The organism is Devosia sp. A369, from assembly GCF_054489345.1.
Genome location: NZ_JBTMWV010000002.1, coordinates 1 through 19,073 on the forward strand (window position 1 = coordinate 1; position 19,073 = coordinate 19,073).

General features: G+C 62.7%; 15 protein-coding genes, 1 tRNA gene, 1 pseudogene and 1 riboswitch. Of the genes and pseudogenes, 13 read left to right on the top strand and 4 right to left on the bottom strand.

Annotation, left to right across the window (positions count from 1 at the left end; all coding sequences use genetic code 11):
- Nucleotides 1–122 precede the first annotated feature (122 nt).
- Both ACX3OZ_RS03550 and ACX3OZ_RS03555 read left to right on the top strand, forming a co-directional pair.
- Nucleotides 123–632: pseudogene (locus ACX3OZ_RS03550) on the top strand (enolase C-terminal domain-like protein); the annotation flags it as partial.
- Between the two features lie 40 nt (nucleotides 633–672).
- Nucleotides 673–1,806, top strand: coding sequence for a mandelate racemase/muconate lactonizing enzyme family protein (locus ACX3OZ_RS03555; protein WP_459103837.1), 1,134 nt, complete (start codon nucleotides 673–675; stop codon nucleotides 1,804–1,806).
- A gap of 449 nt (nucleotides 1,807–2,255) precedes the next feature.
- On the opposite strand, the gene ACX3OZ_RS03560 is transcribed toward ACX3OZ_RS03555, so the two are convergent.
- The 3 genes from ACX3OZ_RS03560 to ACX3OZ_RS03570 form a co-directional block, all read right to left on the bottom strand.
- Nucleotides 2,256–3,638 carry a DUF6538 domain-containing protein gene (locus ACX3OZ_RS03560; protein WP_459103838.1) on the bottom strand — a complete coding sequence of 461 codons (1,383 nt, stop codon included), beginning with the start codon at nucleotides 3,636–3,638 and terminating at the stop codon, nucleotides 2,256–2,258.
- A gap of 144 nt (nucleotides 3,639–3,782) precedes the next feature.
- Nucleotides 3,783–3,856, bottom strand: a tRNA-Gly gene (locus ACX3OZ_RS03565).
- A 69-nt stretch (nucleotides 3,857–3,925) separates the two neighbouring features.
- Complete coding sequence (locus ACX3OZ_RS03570; RefSeq protein WP_459097237.1) at nucleotides 3,926–4,570, bottom strand: hypothetical protein; 645 nt, start codon at nucleotides 4,568–4,570, stop codon at nucleotides 3,926–3,928.
- Between the two features lie 504 nt (nucleotides 4,571–5,074).
- Between ACX3OZ_RS03570 and ACX3OZ_RS03575 the strand changes: the two genes are divergently transcribed.
- From ACX3OZ_RS03575 to ACX3OZ_RS03620, 10 genes are all read left to right on the top strand, one after another.
- Nucleotides 5,075–6,121 carry an HD domain-containing phosphohydrolase gene (locus tag ACX3OZ_RS03575; protein WP_459097236.1) on the top strand — a complete coding sequence of 349 codons (1,047 nt, stop codon included), beginning with the start codon at nucleotides 5,075–5,077 and terminating at the stop codon, nucleotides 6,119–6,121.
- A 577-nt stretch (nucleotides 6,122–6,698) separates the two neighbouring features.
- The gene (locus tag ACX3OZ_RS03580; RefSeq protein ID WP_459097235.1) at nucleotides 6,699–7,040 is read left to right on the top strand and encodes an STAS domain-containing protein; all 342 of its coding nucleotides are present in this window, start codon (nucleotides 6,699–6,701) and stop codon (nucleotides 7,038–7,040) included.
- Complete coding sequence (locus ACX3OZ_RS03585; protein ID WP_459097234.1) at nucleotides 7,037–7,405, top strand: response regulator; 369 nt, start codon at nucleotides 7,037–7,039, stop codon at nucleotides 7,403–7,405. Before ACX3OZ_RS03580 ends, ACX3OZ_RS03585 begins: the two co-directional genes overlap by 4 nt.
- Complete coding sequence (locus tag ACX3OZ_RS03590) at nucleotides 7,402–9,393, top strand: chemotaxis protein CheA (RefSeq protein WP_459097233.1); 1,992 nt, start codon at nucleotides 7,402–7,404, stop codon at nucleotides 9,391–9,393. The genes ACX3OZ_RS03585 and ACX3OZ_RS03590 overlap by 4 nt, the downstream gene beginning before the upstream one ends.
- Entirely contained in the window at nucleotides 9,390–9,890 is a 501-nt protein-coding gene (locus tag ACX3OZ_RS03595; protein ID WP_459097232.1) for a chemotaxis protein CheW, read from the top strand. Before ACX3OZ_RS03590 ends, ACX3OZ_RS03595 begins: the two co-directional genes overlap by 4 nt.
- Nucleotides 9,887–11,977, top strand: coding sequence for a methyl-accepting chemotaxis protein (locus ACX3OZ_RS03600; protein WP_459103839.1), 2,091 nt, complete (start codon nucleotides 9,887–9,889; stop codon nucleotides 11,975–11,977). Before ACX3OZ_RS03595 ends, ACX3OZ_RS03600 begins: the two co-directional genes overlap by 4 nt.
- A gap of 9 nt (nucleotides 11,978–11,986) precedes the next feature.
- Complete coding sequence (locus tag ACX3OZ_RS03605; protein ID WP_459097230.1) at nucleotides 11,987–12,448, top strand: chemotaxis protein CheW; 462 nt, start codon at nucleotides 11,987–11,989, stop codon at nucleotides 12,446–12,448.
- Between the two features lie 63 nt (nucleotides 12,449–12,511).
- Nucleotides 12,512–13,396: a CheR family methyltransferase gene (locus tag ACX3OZ_RS03610; RefSeq protein ID WP_459097229.1), complete on the top strand. Its 885-nt coding sequence runs from the start codon at nucleotides 12,512–12,514 to the stop codon at nucleotides 13,394–13,396.
- A gap of 8 nt (nucleotides 13,397–13,404) precedes the next feature.
- Nucleotides 13,405–14,532, top strand: a complete 1,128-nt coding sequence (locus tag ACX3OZ_RS03615) for a protein-glutamate methylesterase/protein-glutamine glutaminase (protein WP_459103840.1) — start codon at nucleotides 13,405–13,407, stop codon at nucleotides 14,530–14,532.
- Nucleotides 14,529–16,259, top strand: a complete 1,731-nt coding sequence (locus ACX3OZ_RS03620; RefSeq protein ID WP_459103841.1) for a hypothetical protein — start codon at nucleotides 14,529–14,531, stop codon at nucleotides 16,257–16,259. Before ACX3OZ_RS03615 ends, ACX3OZ_RS03620 begins: the two co-directional genes overlap by 4 nt.
- Before the next feature lie 172 nt (nucleotides 16,260–16,431).
- Here ACX3OZ_RS03620 and ACX3OZ_RS03625 read toward each other — a convergent pair whose 3' ends face one another.
- On the bottom strand, nucleotides 16,432–17,544 hold the full coding sequence (locus ACX3OZ_RS03625) for a 2'-deoxycytidine 5'-triphosphate deaminase (RefSeq protein WP_459097226.1): 1,113 nt from the start codon (nucleotides 17,542–17,544) through the stop codon (nucleotides 16,432–16,434).
- An 80-nt stretch (nucleotides 17,545–17,624) separates the two neighbouring features.
- Nucleotides 17,625–17,700, top strand: a riboswitch (SAM riboswitch).
- 44 nt (nucleotides 17,701–17,744) lie between these two features.
- On the opposite strand from ACX3OZ_RS03625, the gene metZ reads away from it, so the two are divergent.
- Nucleotides 17,745–18,953 (top strand): O-succinylhomoserine sulfhydrylase, encoded by a 1,209-nt coding sequence (gene metZ / locus ACX3OZ_RS03630; RefSeq protein ID WP_459097225.1) that lies wholly within the window; start codon nucleotides 17,745–17,747, stop codon nucleotides 18,951–18,953.
- Nucleotides 18,954–19,073 lie beyond the last annotated feature (120 nt).

Consider the following 19,073-nt stretch of genomic DNA (forward strand, 5'->3'; position numbering starts at 1 on the left):
CACGGTATAGATCCCCAACCCTCCTGCAAGCGTCGCAGAAGGAAGATAGGTGGCCGACTTTTACGCCGCCCGAAGCGGGACTATCCCGCCGCTACCGTGGACTAATTTTGCACCGCCGCTCTCACATCCGCGATGAGACGCCCGAGGCCTACGAATCGCTTCGCCGCATGACCGACATTCCTTTCGCTATCGGCGAGGAGTTTGCCTCCAAGTGGCAGTTCCTGCCTTTCATCGAGCGCGATATTCACCAGTTCAATCGTATCGATGTCTGCAATGTCGGTGGCCTGACCGAGGCGATGAAAGTCGCCGGCTGGAGCGAGGCCCACTACGTCGACATGATGCCGCACAATCCCCTAGGTCCGATCTGCACTGCCGCGACGGTGCATTTTGCAGCGGCAGTTTCCAATTTTTCGTGGCTCGAAACCCGCTCGTCCCCGGCAGAGACACATCTGGGCTTCGACAATTCGGAGTTCTTCCCGATGCAGCCACGGCTGGAACGCGCCTGCTACCCCGTGCCCGACGCGCCCGGACTGGGCGTCGAGGTGAACGAGGATCTGGTGCGCAAGCAGGAATTCAGGTTCTGGCAGGCGCCCATGCTAAGCCGCCGGGATGGCTCGGTCACCAACTGGTAAGGCCCACGGGCTGCGTTACGTCTGAGGAAAGTTCACTACCATGAAGATCGTTGCGATCACCCCCTACCTGGTCAAGGAATGGCGGACCATGCTGTTCGTCAAGATCGAGACCGACGAAGGCATCATCGGTATTGGCGAAGGCGGGCTTACCTCGCGCGAACTGGGTGTGGCCGGGGTGATCGAGTCCCTCGCTCCCCTTCTTGTCGGCGAAGATCCGATGCGGTCGGAACATCTCTGGCAATTGATGTGGCGGAGCGGATTTCACCCCTCCAATCAGGTGCTGACATCCGCCATGGCGGCCATCGATATCGCGCTCTGGGACATCAAGGGCAAGGCGCTCGGCGCACCGATCTATCAGCTCCTGGGCGGCAAGGTTCGGGACAAGGTCGATACCTACTGCCATATGGCGGCAGCGACGCCGGAAGAGTTGCTGGGTGTTGCCCGTCAACGCGTGGCAGAGGGCTGGAACTGCATTCGCTGGGACAGCGGTCCCTTTGGGGCGACCCTTTACGAACCTCGCCACGCGGTGGACTGGACTATTGAGGCCTTCGCGTTGCTGCGCGGCGAACTGGGACCGAACATCGAGTTGGCCTTCGATGCCCATACCAGGACCAGCGTGCCGGATGCGGTGCGCCTCTGCCGCGGTGTTGAACCCTACCGGCCCATGTTTATCGAGGATCCGCTACGTATCGAGAACCCGGAATCCTACCGCCGCTTGCGCGACCAGACAGCCGTGCCAATCGCGGCGGGTGAACAGCTGGGCACCAAATGGCAGTTCCGGGCGCTGATCGAAGAAGAGCTGATCGACTATGCCCGCATCGACATGTGCATCGCCGCTGGCTTCACCGAATCCCGCAAGATCGCGGGCTGGTGCGAAACCCACATGATCGACCTGGCCGTCCACAATCCCATCGGACCTGTCTCTACCGCAGCATGCCTTCACCTCAATCTCGCGACGCCCAACATGTTGGTGCAGGAATTGCCGCGTCGACCGGGCGAAAGCCTATCCGATGTGATCGTTAGCTCCCATCGCTGGGAGAATGGCTGGCTGATCGCATCGGATGAGCCGGGCCTGGGTCTGGAAGTCGATTGGGAAGGTCTCAGCCGGTATCCCTTTGAGCAAGCCAGCCTACCCATATTCTATCGCGAGGATGGTTCGCTGACGAATTGGTAGACGTAGACGCCTCGCGGTCCGGTGGAACTTAGATCCCATGCAGTGTCCTCGTGAGATTTGACACGGGCTAGCAGGGTGAATGCAGCTCGCCCCGGCCGCTGCCCACTGCACGCCAGTTGACGGGGCTTACGGGCAGCCCCGGCGCGACAAATAGGCAATAGATGAGGCCCAGCCTGACTAAGTCACCCGATGCGGGCTGCTATCATGCCTTTTGTGCCAAAACCGGTCAGACTGCTCCCGGCCCCCAACTCGATCATGCCGAAGACCCCTGCGAGATGGCCGTTCTTGGCCCAAAGTGGGGCGAAGGCGGGCCACGTCAAATCCGACGTAGGCGGTTAGTGTCAATCAAGCTTGTTGATCCTAGGTCGGTCGTCACGGCAAGCGCTGCCCCCAGTCGTCTGGGCGGCCCTTTGTTTCATTTTGGGCGACCTGGAGATTAAGACACTTGTTCAAACAACATCGTTGTCGAACCGCAGCGCCATGGCACCGAGCAAATCGCGCTGCCACGGCAGTCCGCCACCCGAGCCATAGCTGGGCCTCGACACGGTATGCCCGAACAGCCCCATGCGGACTTCATAGTCAATGTTGGCCCGTTTCATTCGGTCTTCAAACGCGTGCCGCAGACCATAGAGGGTGTGGTCTTGCGTGGGGAGCAGGGCGTTCTCCTCGAGGTAGGTATTGATTGTCTGCGAAGCCGTCCCGGTCTTGTCCATGTAGCGGGGAAACCCCTCGGGAAACCGCTCAAAGACTTTCAGGGCAACACCCACCAGCGGTATGGTCCGGACCGAAGCGGCGCTCTTGACCTCGTGCGGCCCGAATTCCTTCACTTCCAGGTTTTTCCGATCGTTGGCGCGCCGAGCACGAACCGAAATGTGCGGCACTTCGGCGTCCAGTACGATTGCATTGGGTGTGAGATTGCAGATCTCGGACGGGCGGCATCCCGTCTCGATCATGGCGAGAAGGACCCCCCGGGCTTCCGCATTCAGCCCGGCCAGAGGCCCCGCTTTCAGAAATTTTGTCTCTATCCATGGAACCGGGAAAGGGGGTCTGGGATCCGAACCGTCGTCGGGAAAGCCCAGGGCCAGAAACGGGTTCAACCGTTCCTTGTCATTGTGCTCGAAGGAGAAATACTCGCGGTACAGCTTGCGCAGTTCGCCGATCTCGCGGTTGGCTGAACTTGGATGCATTGGCTCGGCATCGTCGTCCGGCATGATCCGGTTCAACCAGAACCGATAGAAACGGACGGCATCGTCACGGGTGATCGTGGCAAGGGGTTTGTCCCCGACGACTTCGACAAAGCGCCGGATGGCGCGCTTGGGGATATTTTTCCAAAGGCGCAGTTGGTTGGGGCTCTTGTTGGCCAGAACGAGCTTGCCGGGACCTTCGATATAGGTTTTGAGGGCGTCGTCAAACCGGTCTTGCGGTTGGAGAACGGCGCCCAAAACGGCCTGCTCCACCTCCCGTGGAGTCGAGGCAGGCAGGATGGCCTCCAGACGGCTGGAGAGCTCGTTCCAGCTGGCGGAGCGCCCCAGATCCTCGGCCGAGATATAGCCGAAGCCCATGGCCTTGACCCGTTTCAGAGCGGCGGCGTACCGGCTCCGGGATCGGTCGACGTTTTCACTAAGGGTCAGCGAGGCCCAGAGCTCATCGTCGGCAGCGGCAAGGACGTCTCGGGCCCGGCGGGCAATCGCAAGATCGCGTGTGCCGAGTGCGTGCCGGATAAAGGGTGCCCGTGAGTCAAGCGCCGCCAGCGCGGTGGGGACCCGCCGGTAGTAGACCCAGCTGTGTCCACGGCGTTTCAGATAGCGATCGAGATCATCCAGCCTGCCCAATTTCTACCCCGCCGCGACTGCGTGTATCGCACTTCGTGGCTCGTTTTGTAGCACAATACTAGGGGGTGTGCGCAAATTCCTGCTCGCCCACTGTAGAAAGCTGCAGTGCTTTCAGGGCTGTAGATAATTTTCATGTAGGGAAAATGGAGCGGGTGAAGGGAATCGAACCCTCGTCGTAAGCTTGGGAAGCTTCTGCTCTACCATTGAGCTACACCCGCGGCGCGCCGATAGATGCGGGAATTTGCGCGAGGCGTCAAGCGGGGACGAGGGGCAGGCAGATGCTGCCTTTACCGAAACTCATCGGCCATGAGGCCGCCCAGGTCGGCGGGCCGACGCCGGTTCGAAACCAGCTGGCCGGTGAACAGTCCAGCGATAGCAACGGCATTGGTCACCAGCAACAGCACGCAAAAACTGGCCCAGAGCTGGTTGGCCGGGATCGAATTGTTAAATTGCGGTATGGCGCCCAGGGCAACCGGCACATACCAGCAGGTAGCCGAAGTGGCGCCGCCCACCACCATTAACAGGCGTTGCTGCGTGCTTAGCCCGGCGAACAGGGGGCGGGATACCTGCCGCTCAACCATGGGCAGCACCACTTTGTGCAGGTAGACGGCGTTCGCCGTCAGCACGCCAACCACGCTGACCTTGGCCCAGATCTTGGGATTGGCCAGCTTGTCTGGTTCGAACAGACCGTAATAGCCGAGAAATCCGAGGCCGCTAATCCACAGCATCACCAGCCCTGCCGTCACGATCTTGGTCCCGAAGTTGAAGGCCTGGACATGGCTGGGGCGAATTTTGCCCCACACCATGAAGCGCAACATCAGCAGGTCGAGAAAGGTGGCGGTACCCAGCCCAAGGGCGAGGCCGATGAAGTGGACGATCCTGATGCCGCCCTTGAGGAAGCTCGGTTCGGCCAGAAGGGCTGCAGTATCCATGCTGGAATCCGTCTACAGAGGAAAGATGCGCCGTGCAGTTTTGCTCTGCGGCCGGTCAAGCTTTAGTAGTTTTGCGAAAATATGGACTTGTTCATCCAAATATCGACGGAGTGTCCACTCCGTCGATGAGGAGTATCTGTCAATTGTTTGGTTGATTTGGCGTTAGATGAATTAAATGTGAGAACGCGGCCAATTTATGATTACGGCTGTGCTTCCATGGCCTCTTCGGGTGCTCGCTAGTCTAAACCTCTCCTGCGTAGAGAGAAACAAAGCCGCGATTTTTGCGCAGTCTGTGGAGCGCTGGCGCGATTTTGCCGCTCAAACCGGCGAATGTGGCGAAAACTGGGTGCGCTCACGGACGGCGGCTGCTTGAGCGTCGGCACCTGGTAGCCTTATGCAGCCGGTCGCGCGCTTCGTCCGGACAGCCGAGGCGTCAAGGCGGCTCGATTAAGAGTCGCATAACGGCTGTGACTCTATGCTTGCGCCAGTTTCCGGGGGCGGACAATGCGCGTGCTTATAGTGGACGACAGCCGATCGAGCCTTGCCATGATCGGATCGATCGTCAAGACGGCGACCAATGCAGACATCGATAGCTGCCTGCACCCATTCGAGGCGCTGGAGCGCAGCAAAGCCACGCAATATGATCTGGTGCTGGTCGATCACGTGATGCCTGAAATGGACGGCGTGCAGTTTACCAGCGCGCTGCGGGCCCGGGAGCCCTATCGGCTGGTGCCCATCGTCATGGTCACCTCGGATATGGACCGTAACACCCGCATCGAGGCGATCCAGGCCGGGGCCACCGATTTCGTCAACAAGCCGTTCGATCCGACCGAATTGCAGGCGCGCGTCGCCAATCTGCTGACCTTGCGCGCGGCGCAGGTCGAGTTGGCGGACCGCGCCAACTGGCTGGCGCGCGAGGTGGAACTGGCCACCGCGCATCTGCTGGCGCGTGAGGAAGAAATCATCTGGCGGCTGGCCCGCGCCATCGAATATCGCGACGGCGACACCGGCGAGCATGTCTCGCGTGTCGCCCAGATCAGCCAGCTGATCGCCCACCGCATCGGGCTCAGCCCCGAGCGCTGCCGCACCATCTATCTGGCGGCGCCGCTGCACGATATCGGCAAGATCGGCATTGCCGACGCCATTCTGGGCAAGCCCGGCAAGCTGACGCCGGATGAAATGAGCATCATGCGCGAGCATGTGACCATCGGCGCCCGCATTCTCGAAGGCGCCTCGTCCGACCTGATCCGCACCGCCGAGCTGATCGCCCAGAGCCATCATGAGCGCTGGGACGGGGCCGGCTATCCCGACCGGCTGTCGGGCACCGATATTCCGATTGAAGCGCGGGTCGTGGCCATCGCCGACGTGTTCGACGCCTTGTGCGCGAAGCGGCCCTACAAGGCGGCTTGGCCGATTGAAAAGGCCTATGCCGAGATCGTCGCCAGCAGCGGCAGCCATTTCGACCCGGCCTGTGTCGCGGCCTTCTGCGCCAGCTGGAGCGAGATCGAGGCCATCATGAGCGGCGCCGACCCGCTGGCTGCCAGCGCCTAGACGCAACTGTTCCTCTGCCATTGTCGATGATCACCAGGCCGCGCGTCGGGCTGGGCGCTGCTGTCCGCGTCTGCGGCGGTGCCTTGTTTTCGCCACTGGTCTTAAAAGGTGACAGGCTTGGCCAGTCGGCTGTGCTGCGGTCGCGCGGAACACAAGATGTCGAGCCGGAACGCCGAGGCGTCGGGTGAGCAATATTTGGAATTATTGCAAGTATTACGCGCCGGCTGACTCGCCGCCGACTCGCGGCGCTGAATCGAGGACTCGCAACATCAGAGTCGAGACACCTCCCGAGGCCTGAATCCAGGCTAATGATTCAGAATCAATCGGGAAATATTTGTTTCTATATCTGCAGAGAAAATTGGTTGATCAAAGTAGAGGCGAGTAAGGCGCTCTTAATCAACTTCACATAGGCTCTGTATTGCATCGGATGGGAGTACGGTGTGTGAAATGTAGTTAAGGAAGTCGTTCCTGCGTATCTTAAGAAACTGGTAATCTACTGATTTCCGGCCGCGTTCGACCCTTCGTGCGGTGGTTCAAGTATGTATTGCGTTTTGTGCTCCACGCCCCGGTCAGCGTCATGACCAAGGATAGTGTTCACCTGATCGAAATCTCCGGCGATGCGGGGCTGCGCGTGGCGCAGGATACCGCAGTCATATTGCGCGAGGCGCTCGCCAGTTTTGACAATATCGCCATCGCCACCGAGGCGATCACCGGCGCCGATATCACCACCATTCAATTGCTGCTGGCTGCCCGCAAACAGGCGCTGGCTTCCGCCAAGTCGTTGACCCTGGCGGCACCGCCCACGGGCGTCTTGCGCGCGCTGCTGATCGAGACCGGCTGTCTTGATGCCGCTGGCCGCCCGCTGACGCAAGATGGCGATTTCTGGATTCAACCAACACGGCAGAGCGTACCCGCATGAGCAAGACCATCCTGACCATCGACGATTCTGCATCCATTCGGCAGATGGTGGCCATGACATTGTCGGCGGCCGGCCTCGACGTCATCGAGGCCATCAATGGCGCCGACGGCTATACCAAGGCCACCAGCCAGACGGTGCATGCCGTCATCACCGACCTCAACATGCCGGTGATGAACGGCATCGAATTCATCCGCAAATACCGCCAGCACCCCTCCAGCAAGGGCGTGCCCATCATCCTGCTGACCACCGAATCCGATGAAGACCTCAAGCGCCAGGCCAAGGAGGCCGGCGCCACGGGCTGGATCGTCAAGCCGTTCAAGCAGGACCAGCTGCTGGCCGTCATCAAGAAGGTCACCGGCGCATGAGTTTTCCTGATCCCGCCGAAACCTTCCGCCAGGAAGCCCGCGAGCTGCTGGAACAGCTCGAACTGGGCCTGCTCGACCTCGAGCAGAACCCGGCCAATGACGATTTGATCAACTCCACCTTTCGCGCCCTGCACACCATCAAGGGCTCCGGCGCCATGTTCGGCTTTACCGCCGTCGCCGCCTTCGTGCATGAGTTCGAGACCGCCTTCGACCAGGTGCGCAAGGGCCAGACCAAGGCCACACCCGCGCTGATCGCGGTGGCGCTCGACGCCAAGGACCATATCCACAAGCTGATCGAACAGCCCGATGCGTCGCATGTCGGCGGCGAGGCCATTCTCGAAGCGCTGCATGTGGTGATCGCGGCTGCCGATGCCGCGGCACCGGGTGAGGTGGCGGCGCCCGCCCCAGCCACCTCCGGTCGCTGGCGCATCCGCTTCCGCCTGCCGGGCGATGCGCTGATCTATGGCACCAACCCGCTTTTGCTGCTCGAGGAAATTAGGGCCATCGGGCCCTGCACGGTGCTGGCGCTGACCGACACGATTCCGCCGCTCGATCTGATCGATCCCGAAGTGCCCTATCTGGGCTGGGAGATCGACCTGACGGCCGACGATCCGCGCGCTGCCATTGACGATGTCTTCCTGTTCCTCAAGGACGGCATGGAATTGTCGGTCGAGCCGCTGGACGAGGCCGAGGCTTTGGTGCTGCCCGAAACTATCGCACCCGCGCCCGTGCCCGTGCCAGTTGTGGCCAAGCCGGCCGTGCCGGCCCGCATTGCTGGCGTCGACAAGGACGTCGCCCCCACGCCGGAGCGCATTGTGTCGGCTTCGATGCGGGTCGATGCCGAACGGCTCGATGAATTGATGGATCGCGTCGGCGAGCTGGTGATTGCCCAGGCCCGCTTGACCCAGATCGCGGCGACGAGCAGCGACGGCAATCTCAAGACCATCGCCGAAGAGCTGGAACGCCTGAGTTCGGGCCTGCGCGACACCACTATGGGCATCCGCATGGTGCCGATCGGCACGCTGTTCAGCCGCTTCCGCCGGCTGATACACGATCTGTCGCGCGATCTCGGCAAGGAAATCGAGTTCATCACCACTGGTGAAGAAACCGAGCTCGACAAGACCATGATCGAGCGTCTCGCCGACCCGCTGGTCCACCTGATCCGCAATTCGGTCGATCACGGGCTTGAAGATGCCGAGCGCCGCCTCAAGGCCGGCAAGTCGGCCAAGGGGACGGTGCGCCTGTCGGCGGTTTATGCCGGAGCGGAAGTCGCCATTTCGGTGACCGATGACGGGGCAGGGCTCGACGCGGTTCGCATTCGCGCCAAGGCCGAAGAGGCCGGACTGCTCACGCCCGAATCCAAGATCGCCGATGCCGATTTGTGGCAGATGATCTTTGCGCCGGGCTTTTCCACCGCCAGCGAGGTCACCTCGCTGTCGGGGCGCGGCGTCGGCATGGATGTGGTCAAGCGCACCATTGACGGGCTGCGCGGCAGCATCGACGTCACCACCACCCAGGGGCAGGGCTCGACCATGACCCTGCGCCTGCCGCTGACTCTGGCCATCATCGATGGCATGCTCGTGCGGGTAGGCAAGGAGCGCTACACCATTCCGCTGACCGCGGTCGAGGAATGCGTCGAACTGCCCGAGGGCATCGAAGCCAATGCCCGGGGCCGCAATTTCCTCGATATTCGCGGCAGTCTCGTACCGTTCCTGCGGCTGCGCGAAGTGTTCGGCACCAAAACGCCCATCGAGCCGCACCAGAAGGTGGTGATCGTCTCGTCGGGCGAAGGAAGGGTCGGCCTCGTGGTCGATCAGATCATCGGCAACAACCAGACGGTGATCAAGCAGCTGAGCAAACTGCATTCCTCGATCAAGTCATTCTCCGGCGCGACCATTCTGGGCGACGGCACGGTGGCACTCATTCTCGACACCGCTCATCTGGTCACTTTCGGCCAGGGCTATGTCGACCAGGGGAGAGCCGCATGAGCGCCCTCATGACCGGATCAATGACGGCGCTGACCTTGCGCCTGCAGGATGAGTTGTTCGCCGTCGAGGCGGGCAGCGTGCGCGAGATTCTCGATCTCGTGCCGATCACCGAAGTTCCCAATGCCTCGCCCTTCGTCAACGGGCTGATCAATGTGCGCGGCCGCGTCGTGCCGCTCGCCGATCTGCGCGTGATGTTCGGCATGGACCGGCCCGAGCCGGACGAGGACACCCGTATCGTGGTGATGGAAATCGACATCGATGGCGAGCCCACTGTGGCCGGCATCCTCGCCGACAAGGTCCATGACGTCACCGATATCGAAGCCGCTTCCATCGAGGAAGCACCCAAGGTCGGCATGCGCTGGCGGCCCGAATTTATTCGCGGCATCGGCAAGCGCAATGGCGGCTTCATCATCATCCCCGATCTGGGGCGAATTTTCGAAACGCAGGGCAGCAGAAGCGCGCCCTTGGCAGCATCAGAAGAAAGGTCTGCATCGTGAGACTGACTATCAAGACGAAACTGGCGGCGACATTCGCCGTGGTGGTAGCCATGTCGGCCGGCGCCATGGCGCTGTCCATCCAGAATTTGGGGCAGATCAACGACTCCCTCGACACCATCGTGAACGTGCAGGCGACCAACTCGCTGCAGATGGCCTCCATGGAGACCCTGCTCGAGAATTTGGGTTCTCAGGTCAACGCCATCGTGCTGTTCGATGATATCGAGACGATCAACGAGATCGCCACCCAGATCGATGGGACGCATGACCGGCTCAATTCGCTTGAGGCCGACCTGAACACCCGTATCGCCGATCCGCAGAACCGGGAAAACCTGGTCCAGCTCGGCACCGCGCTCGAGCATTATTGGACGCAGGTCGTGGAGATCAAAGCTCTGGCCGCCGAAGTCAGTGACGTCCGGGCGCTCGAGATCAGCTCCAGCGAAGGCAGCGCGGCCCTGGGCAAGGTCGAGGACGCGATGACCGCGCTCATGAACTCGCTGTCGGCGCGTGCATCGATGGGCGATGTCAACGCTTTTGCCGGCTACGAGACCGCCTCAAGGACCTTCCTCAACCTGAGCGATCTGTTCCGGCAGCAGCGCAACGTGCTGCTGGCCTCCGGCAATCCGGAACTGCAGGACCGTTGGCATGCCGACTATGTTGCCGGCCTCGAAACCGCATCCCAGCTGTTCCCGGCGCTGAGCCGCATCGTTACCGGACCTGATGCAGGCCTGGTGGCAACGGCCGCAGCCGGCTTTGCTGAAATGAGCGCGGCGATGGACAAGGCCGTCAACATCAGCATTCAGCGTTCGGATCTGCAGGCCGTCGAAAAGCAGAGCGAGAGCTTTGCCACCCGGACCGAAGCCACTGCTTTGCTGCATGGCATGATCGCCCGCAACAATGATCTGTTCCGGCAGGCCGTTACCGACGCCGCCGATCTCTACAATAACAGCCGCATTCTGCTGGTCGCCATCCTGCTCGGCTCGGCTCTCGTCGCCGCCATTGCCGCAACCTGGATCGTGCTCTCGATCAGCCGTGCCCTCAGCAGCGCCCTGCGCCTGGCCAATGAAGTTGCCGATGGCAATCTCAGTGCGACCGCATCGGTCAATTCCAATGACGAAGTCAAGGATCTGATCGACGCCCTCAATGCCATGACCGGCAAGCTGCGCGAAGTGGTGGGCGAAGTGACCACCGCGACCCGCAATGTTGCCGCCGGCAGCCAGGAAATGTCGGCCACCGCCGAACAGCTGAGCCAGGGCGCCACCGAACAGGCCTCCTCGACCGAAGAGGCGTCTGCCTCGATGGAAGAAATGGCCGCCACCATCAAGCAGAGCGCCGACAACGCCAGCCAGACCGAAAAGATCGCCCGTCAGTCGGCGGCCGATGCCATCGCCTCGGGCGAAGCGGTCAACAATGCCGTCGCTGCGATGCAGACCATCGCCGAAAAGATCATGGTGGTGCAGGAAATCGCCCGCCAGACCGATCTGCTCGCCCTCAACGCGGCGGTGGAAGCCGCCCGCGCCGGCGAACATGGCCGGGGCTTTGCGGTCGTGGCCTCCGAAGTGCGCAAGCTCGCCGAACGCAGCCAGGCTGCCGCCGCCGAAATCTCGACGCTCTCCGGCACCACGGTCAAGGCGGCCCAGTCGGCCGGCGAAATGCTCGGCAAGCTGGTGCCCGATATCCAGCGCACGGCCGAACTGGTGGAAGAAATCTCCGCTGGTAGCCGCGAGCAGAATGCCGGTGCGGCCCAGATCAACACCGCCATCCAGCAGCTCGACAAGGTGACCCAGCAGAACACCTCGGCCGCCGAAGAAATGTCGGCGACCTCCGAGGAACTGGCCAGCCAGGCCGAGCAGTTGCAGGCCGCCATCAGCTACTTCCGCATTGATGGTCGCGACGAGCGCGCCAGCCACAAGTCGGTGACGTCGGGGCAGAAGTCCAACGCCGCGATGCGTGAGGCGATCCTGGCCAAGGCGCCCCATATCGCAGCGCGCAAGCCGGGCAAAGCGGCCAATAATGGCGGCTTCGACCTGAACCTTGACGACGGCCATGATGCGCTCGACGGCGAGTTCAGCCGCCGCACCGTAGCCTGAGGTCAGGTCATGACCGAACGGGCGCAATACGTCACCCTTGGCGTCGCGGAGGAACTCTTCGCGGCCCCGGTGGAGAAGGTGCAGGAAATCCTGGACATGCGGTCGATCGCCCGGCTGCCCCAGGCCCCGGACAACCTGCTCGGCATGATCGACGTGCGCGGGCAGGGCGTGCCGGTGCTCGATCTGCGCCTGACGCTCGGCCTGCCGCCGGCGACCGATACCGAGAACACGCGGATCATCGTGCTGACCCTGGCCGGTCAGCACGGCGCTCTCCGGCTTGGCCTGCGGGCTGACCGGGTGTTCGAGGTCAGTGTGCTCGATGAGGCCGAACTGGATCCGCCGCCGGTGGTGAGCGGGACCTGGTCGGGGCACTGCATTGCCGGCATCGGCCGCCGCAACGGCCGTTTTGTCACCGTGCTCGATCTGGAAAGCCTGCTCGGCGCCTTCGAGACGGTCACCCGCGCCGCCTGAATCAAGTCTTCGGCACGCGATCAACCCCGATCGCGTGCCGCTTTTCGGCTGGAGACTGCCCCCGTGTCGTTACCCCAACGCCAGTTCGTCACCCGTCCCGATGGGATTGATGACGACCATTTGTCGCCGCGCGATTTCAAGCGGATCGCCGATCTCATCGGCGATCAGGTTGGCATCAAATTGCCGCCGGGCAAGCGCCTGATGGTGGAAGGTCGCCTGCGCAAACGCGTGCGCGCGCTGGGGCTGTCGGGGCTCGACGCCTATAGCGCCCGGCTGTTCCAGGGCGACGGGCTGGCGGCCGAGCTGCCGCATCTGATCGATGCGGTGACCACCAACAAAACCGATTTCTTCCGCGAGGCCGAGCATTTCGACCTGCTCGAAAGCCAGCTGGTGCCGGCGCTGCTCAACCTGCGCCGCAGCGAGCGCCAGCCGCTGCTCAAGATCTGGAGCGCTGCCAGCTCCACCGGCGCGGAGGCCTATACGCTGGCCATGGTGCTGGCTGACCTGGCGGCGCAACGCCATGATTTCCGTTTCGCCATTCTGGGCACCGATATTTCGACCTCGGTGCTGCAGCAGGCCGTGCGGGCGATCTACCCCACTGAACTGGCGGCGCCGGTGCCCCAGCTCAAGCAGCAGCGCTATCTGATGTATGGGCGCAAGCCGGGCGTCCGGCCGGAGGTGCGTATCGTGCCCGAGCTGCGCCGGCTGGTGCGCTTCGCCCGGCTCAATCTGATGGATGCCAGCTATCCCTATGACCGCGACGTCGACGTGATCTTCTTGCGCAATGTGCTGATCTATTTCGAGAAGGCCGACCAGGACAAGGTGATCCTGCGGCTGATCGATCATTTGCGACCCGGCGGTTATCTCATTCTTGGGCATTCCGAATCCATGATCGGCACGGCCGTGACCATGCGCCAGGTCGCGCCTGCCGTGTTTCAGAAGCCCTGAGTATGTCCATGACTGATCGCCGTCGCAAAATCCGGGTGCTTATCGTCGACGACAGCGCCTCGGTGCGGATGACCTTGAGCGAAATCATCGCCAGCGATCCCGAGCTTGAGGTGATGGCGACGGCGGCCGACCCCTATGTCGCGGTCGAGCGCATCCGTCAGGAAGTGCCCGACGTGATGATCCTCGATATCGAAATGCCGCGCATGGATGGGCTGACCTTCCTGCGCAAGATCATGAGCCAGCGGCCGATTCCGGTGGTGATCTGTTCCAGCATTGCCGAAGCCGGCTCGGACACGCTGCTGCAGGCGCTGGAAGCTGGGGCGGTCGAAGTGGTGACCAAGCCGCGTATCGACACCGCGCAGTTCCTGCAGGAATCGCGGATGCGCATCTGCGACGCCGTCAAGGCGGCGGCCCATGCCAAGTTCCGTGGTGTGGCCAAGGTGGCGCCACCGCTGACGGTGGAAACCAAGCTCAATGCCGACGCGATCATTCCGCCGCATTCAGCGACGCGGGCCGCCTCGGTGCGGGCCAAGCAGCCCGATACCGATCCGATCATCTGCATCGGCGCCTCGACCGGCGGCACCGAAGCGCTGCGAGACGTGCTGGAAAAGCTGCCGGCCAATAGCCCGGCCATTGTCATCGTCCAGCACATGCCGGAAAATTTCACCAATGCCTTTGCCCGCCGGCTCAATGGCCTCTGCGCCATCGAAGTGCGCGAAGCCGCGGATGGCGATGTGTTGCAGCCGGGACTGGCGCTGATCGCGCCGGGCAACCAGCATATCGTGCTGCACCGCGCCGGTAGCCGCTACACCGTGCATATCGTCGAAGGCCCGCATGTCTCGCGGCATCGCCCCTCGGTGGACGTGTTGTTCCGTTCGGCCTCGCAGGTCGCCGGCCGCAATGCCATGGGCATTATCCTCACCGGCATGGGCGACGATGGCGCACGCGGGCTGCTCGAAATGCGGGAGGCCGGTAGTCATACGCTGGCGCAGGACGAGGACAGCTGCGTGGTCTTCGGCATGCCCAAGGAAGCCATTCAACGCGGCGCGGCGGTCAAGATCGTACCGTTGAGCCGTGTCGCCGCCGAAATAGAAACCTATGCGCGTGTTCCGCATCGGTTGGGAACACCATCATGACCGCGTCTGCCCAGCACCAAGCTGCCACTTCTGCGTCCGTCAATGTCGATGCCCTGCGCAGTGTCGCGCATGGCTTGGCAACGCCACGCGACAGAATCGAAACCACCTTCGTCACCGTGGGCGCCAGGCTGGCCGAAGGCGCCACCATGCTCAACACCATCACCAAGGTGTTCGAGGCGCTGCCGGCCGAATTGCAGAGCCCCGAACTGGGCGAAGCCTCGACGCGTCTGGCCGAAGTGGGCCATGAAGCGCAGGCGATCTCTGCGCTGTTCGCCAGCGAACAGGCCGATCTTGCCCGGCTGGTCACCGTCGTGGCCGCTGCCGCGCATCCGGTGGCCGAGCTGCGCCGCACCGTCAAGATGATGGGCATCGTCGCCATCAATGCCCGCGTCGTCGCCGCCGGCGTGGTCGGCAAGGGCGATGATTTCGAGGTGTTCACCACCGATATCGCCCAGCTCTCCGAGAGCGCCAATTCCACCATCCAGCAATTCACCGCCGCTTATCGGCAGCTGACCGACGAGGTCGGGCAGGCGGCCCGCCAGCGCGGGCAGTTTGAAAACCTGCATGCCGACTCGCTGAGCGAGCTGGCCGACGATATGGACGCCGCTTTGGCCGAACTGGCGCGGCAGCGCGCCATCTCGGTCGATAGCAGCGCCGAAACCGGCCGCGTCTCGCGTCAGATTTTTGGCCGCATCGCCAATGCCGTCATGGCCTTGCAGGTCGGTGATGCCACAAGGCAGCGCATCGAGCATGTCGAAGCTGGTCTCGCCGAACTGTGCCGGATGCTCGAAGACGGTAGTCTGGGCGAAGCCGAGCAAGCGGCGGCCGCTGCCATTCTTGGCGGGCTGCAAGTGGCCCAGCTTTCGGCCGCTACCGATGCCTTTGAGGATGATGTGGCCGAAGCCGGCGAGGCGCTGCGCGACCTGGCCGCCGATGCGCGCATCATCATGGAACAGAGCCAGGCGATCTACGGACAGGGCAATGGCGCCGAGGCCTCCTCACTAGCCACGCTCAGCCAGTCGGTCCGCCATGCCGCAGCAGTGTTGCGCGACTGCGAGACCGAACGCAGCAAGCTCGAACTGGTCGCCAGCGCGGTGCTTGGCACGGTGGGGGTGTTGCTCAGCCATGTCGAGGCAGTGCAGGAGATCGAGGCCAATATGCGCCTCGTCAGCCTCAACGCTGCGGTCAAATGCGCCCAGCTCGGCCCGCGCGGCGCGGCGCTCAACGTTATCGCCAGCCAGTTGCGCGAGCTGACCGGGGAAACCGTGGCCGCTGCCGAAGGCGCCATGGCAGGCCTGCACGAAGCCGCCGGGCTGGCGCAATCCTTCGGCGCCGCCGCCAATGGCGATGCTGCCGGCCGGGTCGGCCAGCTCGAACAGGAAGCCACCGCAGCGCTGGTGTTGCTGCAGGCGGTGGACAAGGGCCTCGCCGAGGCGCTGGCGACGCTCAATCGCGACGGGCCGAACGTCATTGGGCTGTTGGGCACGGCGGCCATGACCTTCACCAGTCAGGCCAGCATTTCGGAAACCATGCGCGACCTGGAATTGCAGCTGGTCGCGGAATGTCCTGATATGGCGATGGCGCCATCAGCGGCGATTGCCGAGGCACTGGACGGCCAGCGCAAGCGCTACACCATGGACTCCGAGCGCCGCATTCACACCGAGATGTTCGGGTCGGCGAAGGCCGAGGAAGTGGTTGAGGCCGAGGTCGACGATATCTTCTTTTAGGGTCGCTGCTTGCTGGACCAAAATCGATCCATCCACCCCGTCACCACCCGGCTTGTCCGGGTGGTCCATGCGATGCGGCGGTAAAGCTGGATTGCCCGGACAAGCCGGGCAATGACGATGGCGGGAGGGTGTGGTTCGACGGACCTCAAGATGAGGGCAACCACGCGGTGACCTACCCCGAATACGGCTTGAAGTGCTTGGACAGTTTCAGCGTCTGGGCCTGATAGTTGGAACCCAGCGCCGTGCCATAGAGCCGATCCGGGGCTTCGGCGAGGCGTTCGTAGATCAGGCGGCCAATGGTTTGGCCGTGGCCGAGCAGGAACGGTACTTCGCGGCTGCGCACTTCGAGCACGGCGCGGCTGCCGGTGCCACCTGCGGCCGAATGGCCGAAGCCGGGATCGAAGAAACCGGCATAGTGGACCCGGAACTCACCGACCAGCGGATCGAACGGCACCATTTCGGCGGCGTGGGTGGGCGGCACATGCACCGCTTCGTCGCTGACCAGAATATAGAATTCGTCGGGGTCCAGCGTCAGCTCGGCGCGGCCGCGCAGCACCAGCGGGTCCCAGAAATCCAGCACGTCGAGCGCGGCCTTCTTGTCGACATCGACCACGGCGGTATGGCGGCGCGAGCGAAATCCGATCAGCCCGTTGCGGCCTTCGCCCTTGAGGTCGATCGACAGCGCCACCCCTTCACCCACCGGCACATCATTGTTGAATACCAGCGTGTCGCTTTCATGTAGCGCCTGATGCTCGGCCACGGTGAGGCGATTGTCGCCGGAGCGGAACCGCATCTGGCTGAGCCGTGAGCCGGTGCGCACCAGGATGGGGAAGGTGCGGGGGCTGACTTCGAGATAGAGCGGGCCGCGATAGCCTTCCGGCATCTGGTCAAAGCCGCGGGCCCGATCGCCGATGACGCGGGTGAAGACGTCGAGCCGCCCGGTCGAGCTTTTGGGATTGGCCGAGGCGCTGACCTTGTCGGGCAAAGCCAGGCTTTCCTGCAGCGGCACCAGATAGACGCAGCCGCGTTCCAGCACCGCGCCCCTGGTCAGGTCGATTTCATGTAGCTTGAGCGCTTCAATGCGCTCGGCCACCGAATGGCTGGGGCCGGGCAGGAAGCTGGAGCGCACGCGGAACGCCACGTCGCCCAGCCGCAAATCGAGGCTGGCCGGCTGCACCTGATCGCCATCAAAGGGGCGGTTGGCCAGAATGGCGCCCTGCTGATGCAGGCGCTCGATCAGTCGCGCGGGAAAAACCCCCTGCGGCCAGACCTGTTGCTTGTCCATGCTGTTGCGTTTCCCAGAATTTTCTTGTTGCTGTTCCCTATCAACCCATGCAATTGACGCCAACAGGCAATTGGCTTTAGATCACAGCCAGTGGTGATTTGGCCGGTCGCTTGCAGCCACTTAAAACAAATCGCTAAAGACCGTTAGGGAACCGGCCGCCTGTTTGCGTGCCGGTTTTTTTGTTTTTGAAGGCGTGACCCATGTCCAAAGCGAACAACCCCCTCAACGATCCGGCCCGCCGGGCACCCGATACACGGTTGGTTCACGGGGGCACGCATCGCTCGGAATTCAACGAGACCAGCGAGGCGCTGTATCTCACCTCGGGCTATTCCTATCCCAGCTCCGAACATGCCGAGCGGCTGTTCAATAATGAAATTCCGGGCGGGCATAACTACTCGCGCTTCGCCAATCCCACCATTGATGTGTTCCAGACCCGCATGGCGCTGCTCGAAGGCGCCGAAGCGGCGCGCGGCTTTGCCACCGGCATGTCCGCCGTCACCAATGCGGTGATGAGCCAGGTGCGGGCCGGCGACCATATCGTCGCCAGCCGGGCGCTGTTTGGCGGTTGTCGCTTCGTGGTGGAAGATTTCATGCCGCGCTGGGGCGTCACCTCGACGCTGGTCGATGGCCGCGACCCGGAGAATTTCGCCAGGGCCATGCAGCCCAATACCAAGCTGGTGTTCATCGAAACGCCGACCAATCCGACGCTGGAACTGGTCGACATCAAGGCCGTCGCCGACATCGCCCACGCCCATGGTGCCAAGCTGATCGTCGACAATGTGTTCGCCACCCCGCTGTGGCAGAAGCCGCTGGAACTGGGGGCGGATCTCGTCACCTATTCGGCCACCAAGCATATTGACGGGCAGGGTCGGGTGCTCGGCGGCGTCGTGCTCGGCAGCAAGGCGCTGATCGAGGGCGATGTGCATACCCTGCTGCGCCAGACCGGTCCGTCGCTCAGCCCGTTCAATGCCTGGGTGCTGCTCAAGGGCCTCGAAACCCTGCCGCTGCGCGTCCGCCACATGACCGATAGCGCCACGCGCGTTGCCGATGTGCTGGCCGATCACCCAAAGATCGAACGGGTGATTTATCCGCATCATCCCAGCCATCCGCAATATGAGCTGGCCAAGCGGCAGATGGAGCGCGGCTCGACGCTGATGGCGCTGGAGGTCAAGGGCGGGCAGGAAGCGGCGTTCAAGCTGTGTGACTCGCTGGCGGTGATCCTGATTTCCAACAATCTGGGCGACGCCAAGTCGATCATCACCCATCCGCGCACCACCACTCATATGCGCCTGACCGAGGAGGTGCGGCTCGAAACCGGCGTCACCCCAGGGCTGCTGCGGCTGTCGATCGGGCTGGAAGCGAGCGAGGATCTGATCACCGATCTGCTCTATGGGCTGGATCAGATTTGAGGCTGGTTTTGAATCCAGTGCATCGTTCCCACCCACGGTGTCACCCCGGCCTTGAGCCGGGGCCCATCTTGAGATCTCGGGATGGATCCCGGCTCAAGGCCGGGATGACACCGCGTTTTG

What these genes read in the sequence shown, in the direction of transcription:
- ACX3OZ_RS03555 (WP_459103837.1), top strand. Translation starts at nt 673, where the DNA reads ATGAAGATCGTTGCGATCACCCCCTACCTGGTCAAGGAATGGCGGACC.
- ACX3OZ_RS03570 (WP_459097237.1), bottom strand. Translation starts at nt 4,570, where the DNA reads ATGGATACTGCAGCCCTTCTGGCCGAACCGAGCTTCCTCAAGGGCGGC.
- ACX3OZ_RS03575 (WP_459097236.1), top strand. Translation starts at nt 5,075, where the DNA reads ATGCGCGTGCTTATAGTGGACGACAGCCGATCGAGCCTTGCCATGATC.
- ACX3OZ_RS03580 (WP_459097235.1), top strand. Translation starts at nt 6,699, where the DNA reads ATGACCAAGGATAGTGTTCACCTGATCGAAATCTCCGGCGATGCGGGG.
- ACX3OZ_RS03585 (WP_459097234.1), top strand. Translation starts at nt 7,037, where the DNA reads ATGAGCAAGACCATCCTGACCATCGACGATTCTGCATCCATTCGGCAG.
- ACX3OZ_RS03590 (WP_459097233.1), top strand. Translation starts at nt 7,402, where the DNA reads ATGAGTTTTCCTGATCCCGCCGAAACCTTCCGCCAGGAAGCCCGCGAG.
- ACX3OZ_RS03595 (WP_459097232.1), top strand. Translation starts at nt 9,390, where the DNA reads ATGAGCGCCCTCATGACCGGATCAATGACGGCGCTGACCTTGCGCCTG.
- ACX3OZ_RS03605 (WP_459097230.1), top strand. Translation starts at nt 11,987, where the DNA reads ATGACCGAACGGGCGCAATACGTCACCCTTGGCGTCGCGGAGGAACTC.
- ACX3OZ_RS03615 (WP_459103840.1), top strand. Translation starts at nt 13,405, where the DNA reads ATGACTGATCGCCGTCGCAAAATCCGGGTGCTTATCGTCGACGACAGC.
- ACX3OZ_RS03620 (WP_459103841.1), top strand. Translation starts at nt 14,529, where the DNA reads ATGACCGCGTCTGCCCAGCACCAAGCTGCCACTTCTGCGTCCGTCAAT.
- ACX3OZ_RS03625 (WP_459097226.1), bottom strand. Translation starts at nt 17,544, where the DNA reads ATGGACAAGCAACAGGTCTGGCCGCAGGGGGTTTTTCCCGCGCGACTG.
- metZ (WP_459097225.1), top strand. Translation starts at nt 17,745, where the DNA reads ATGTCCAAAGCGAACAACCCCCTCAACGATCCGGCCCGCCGGGCACCC.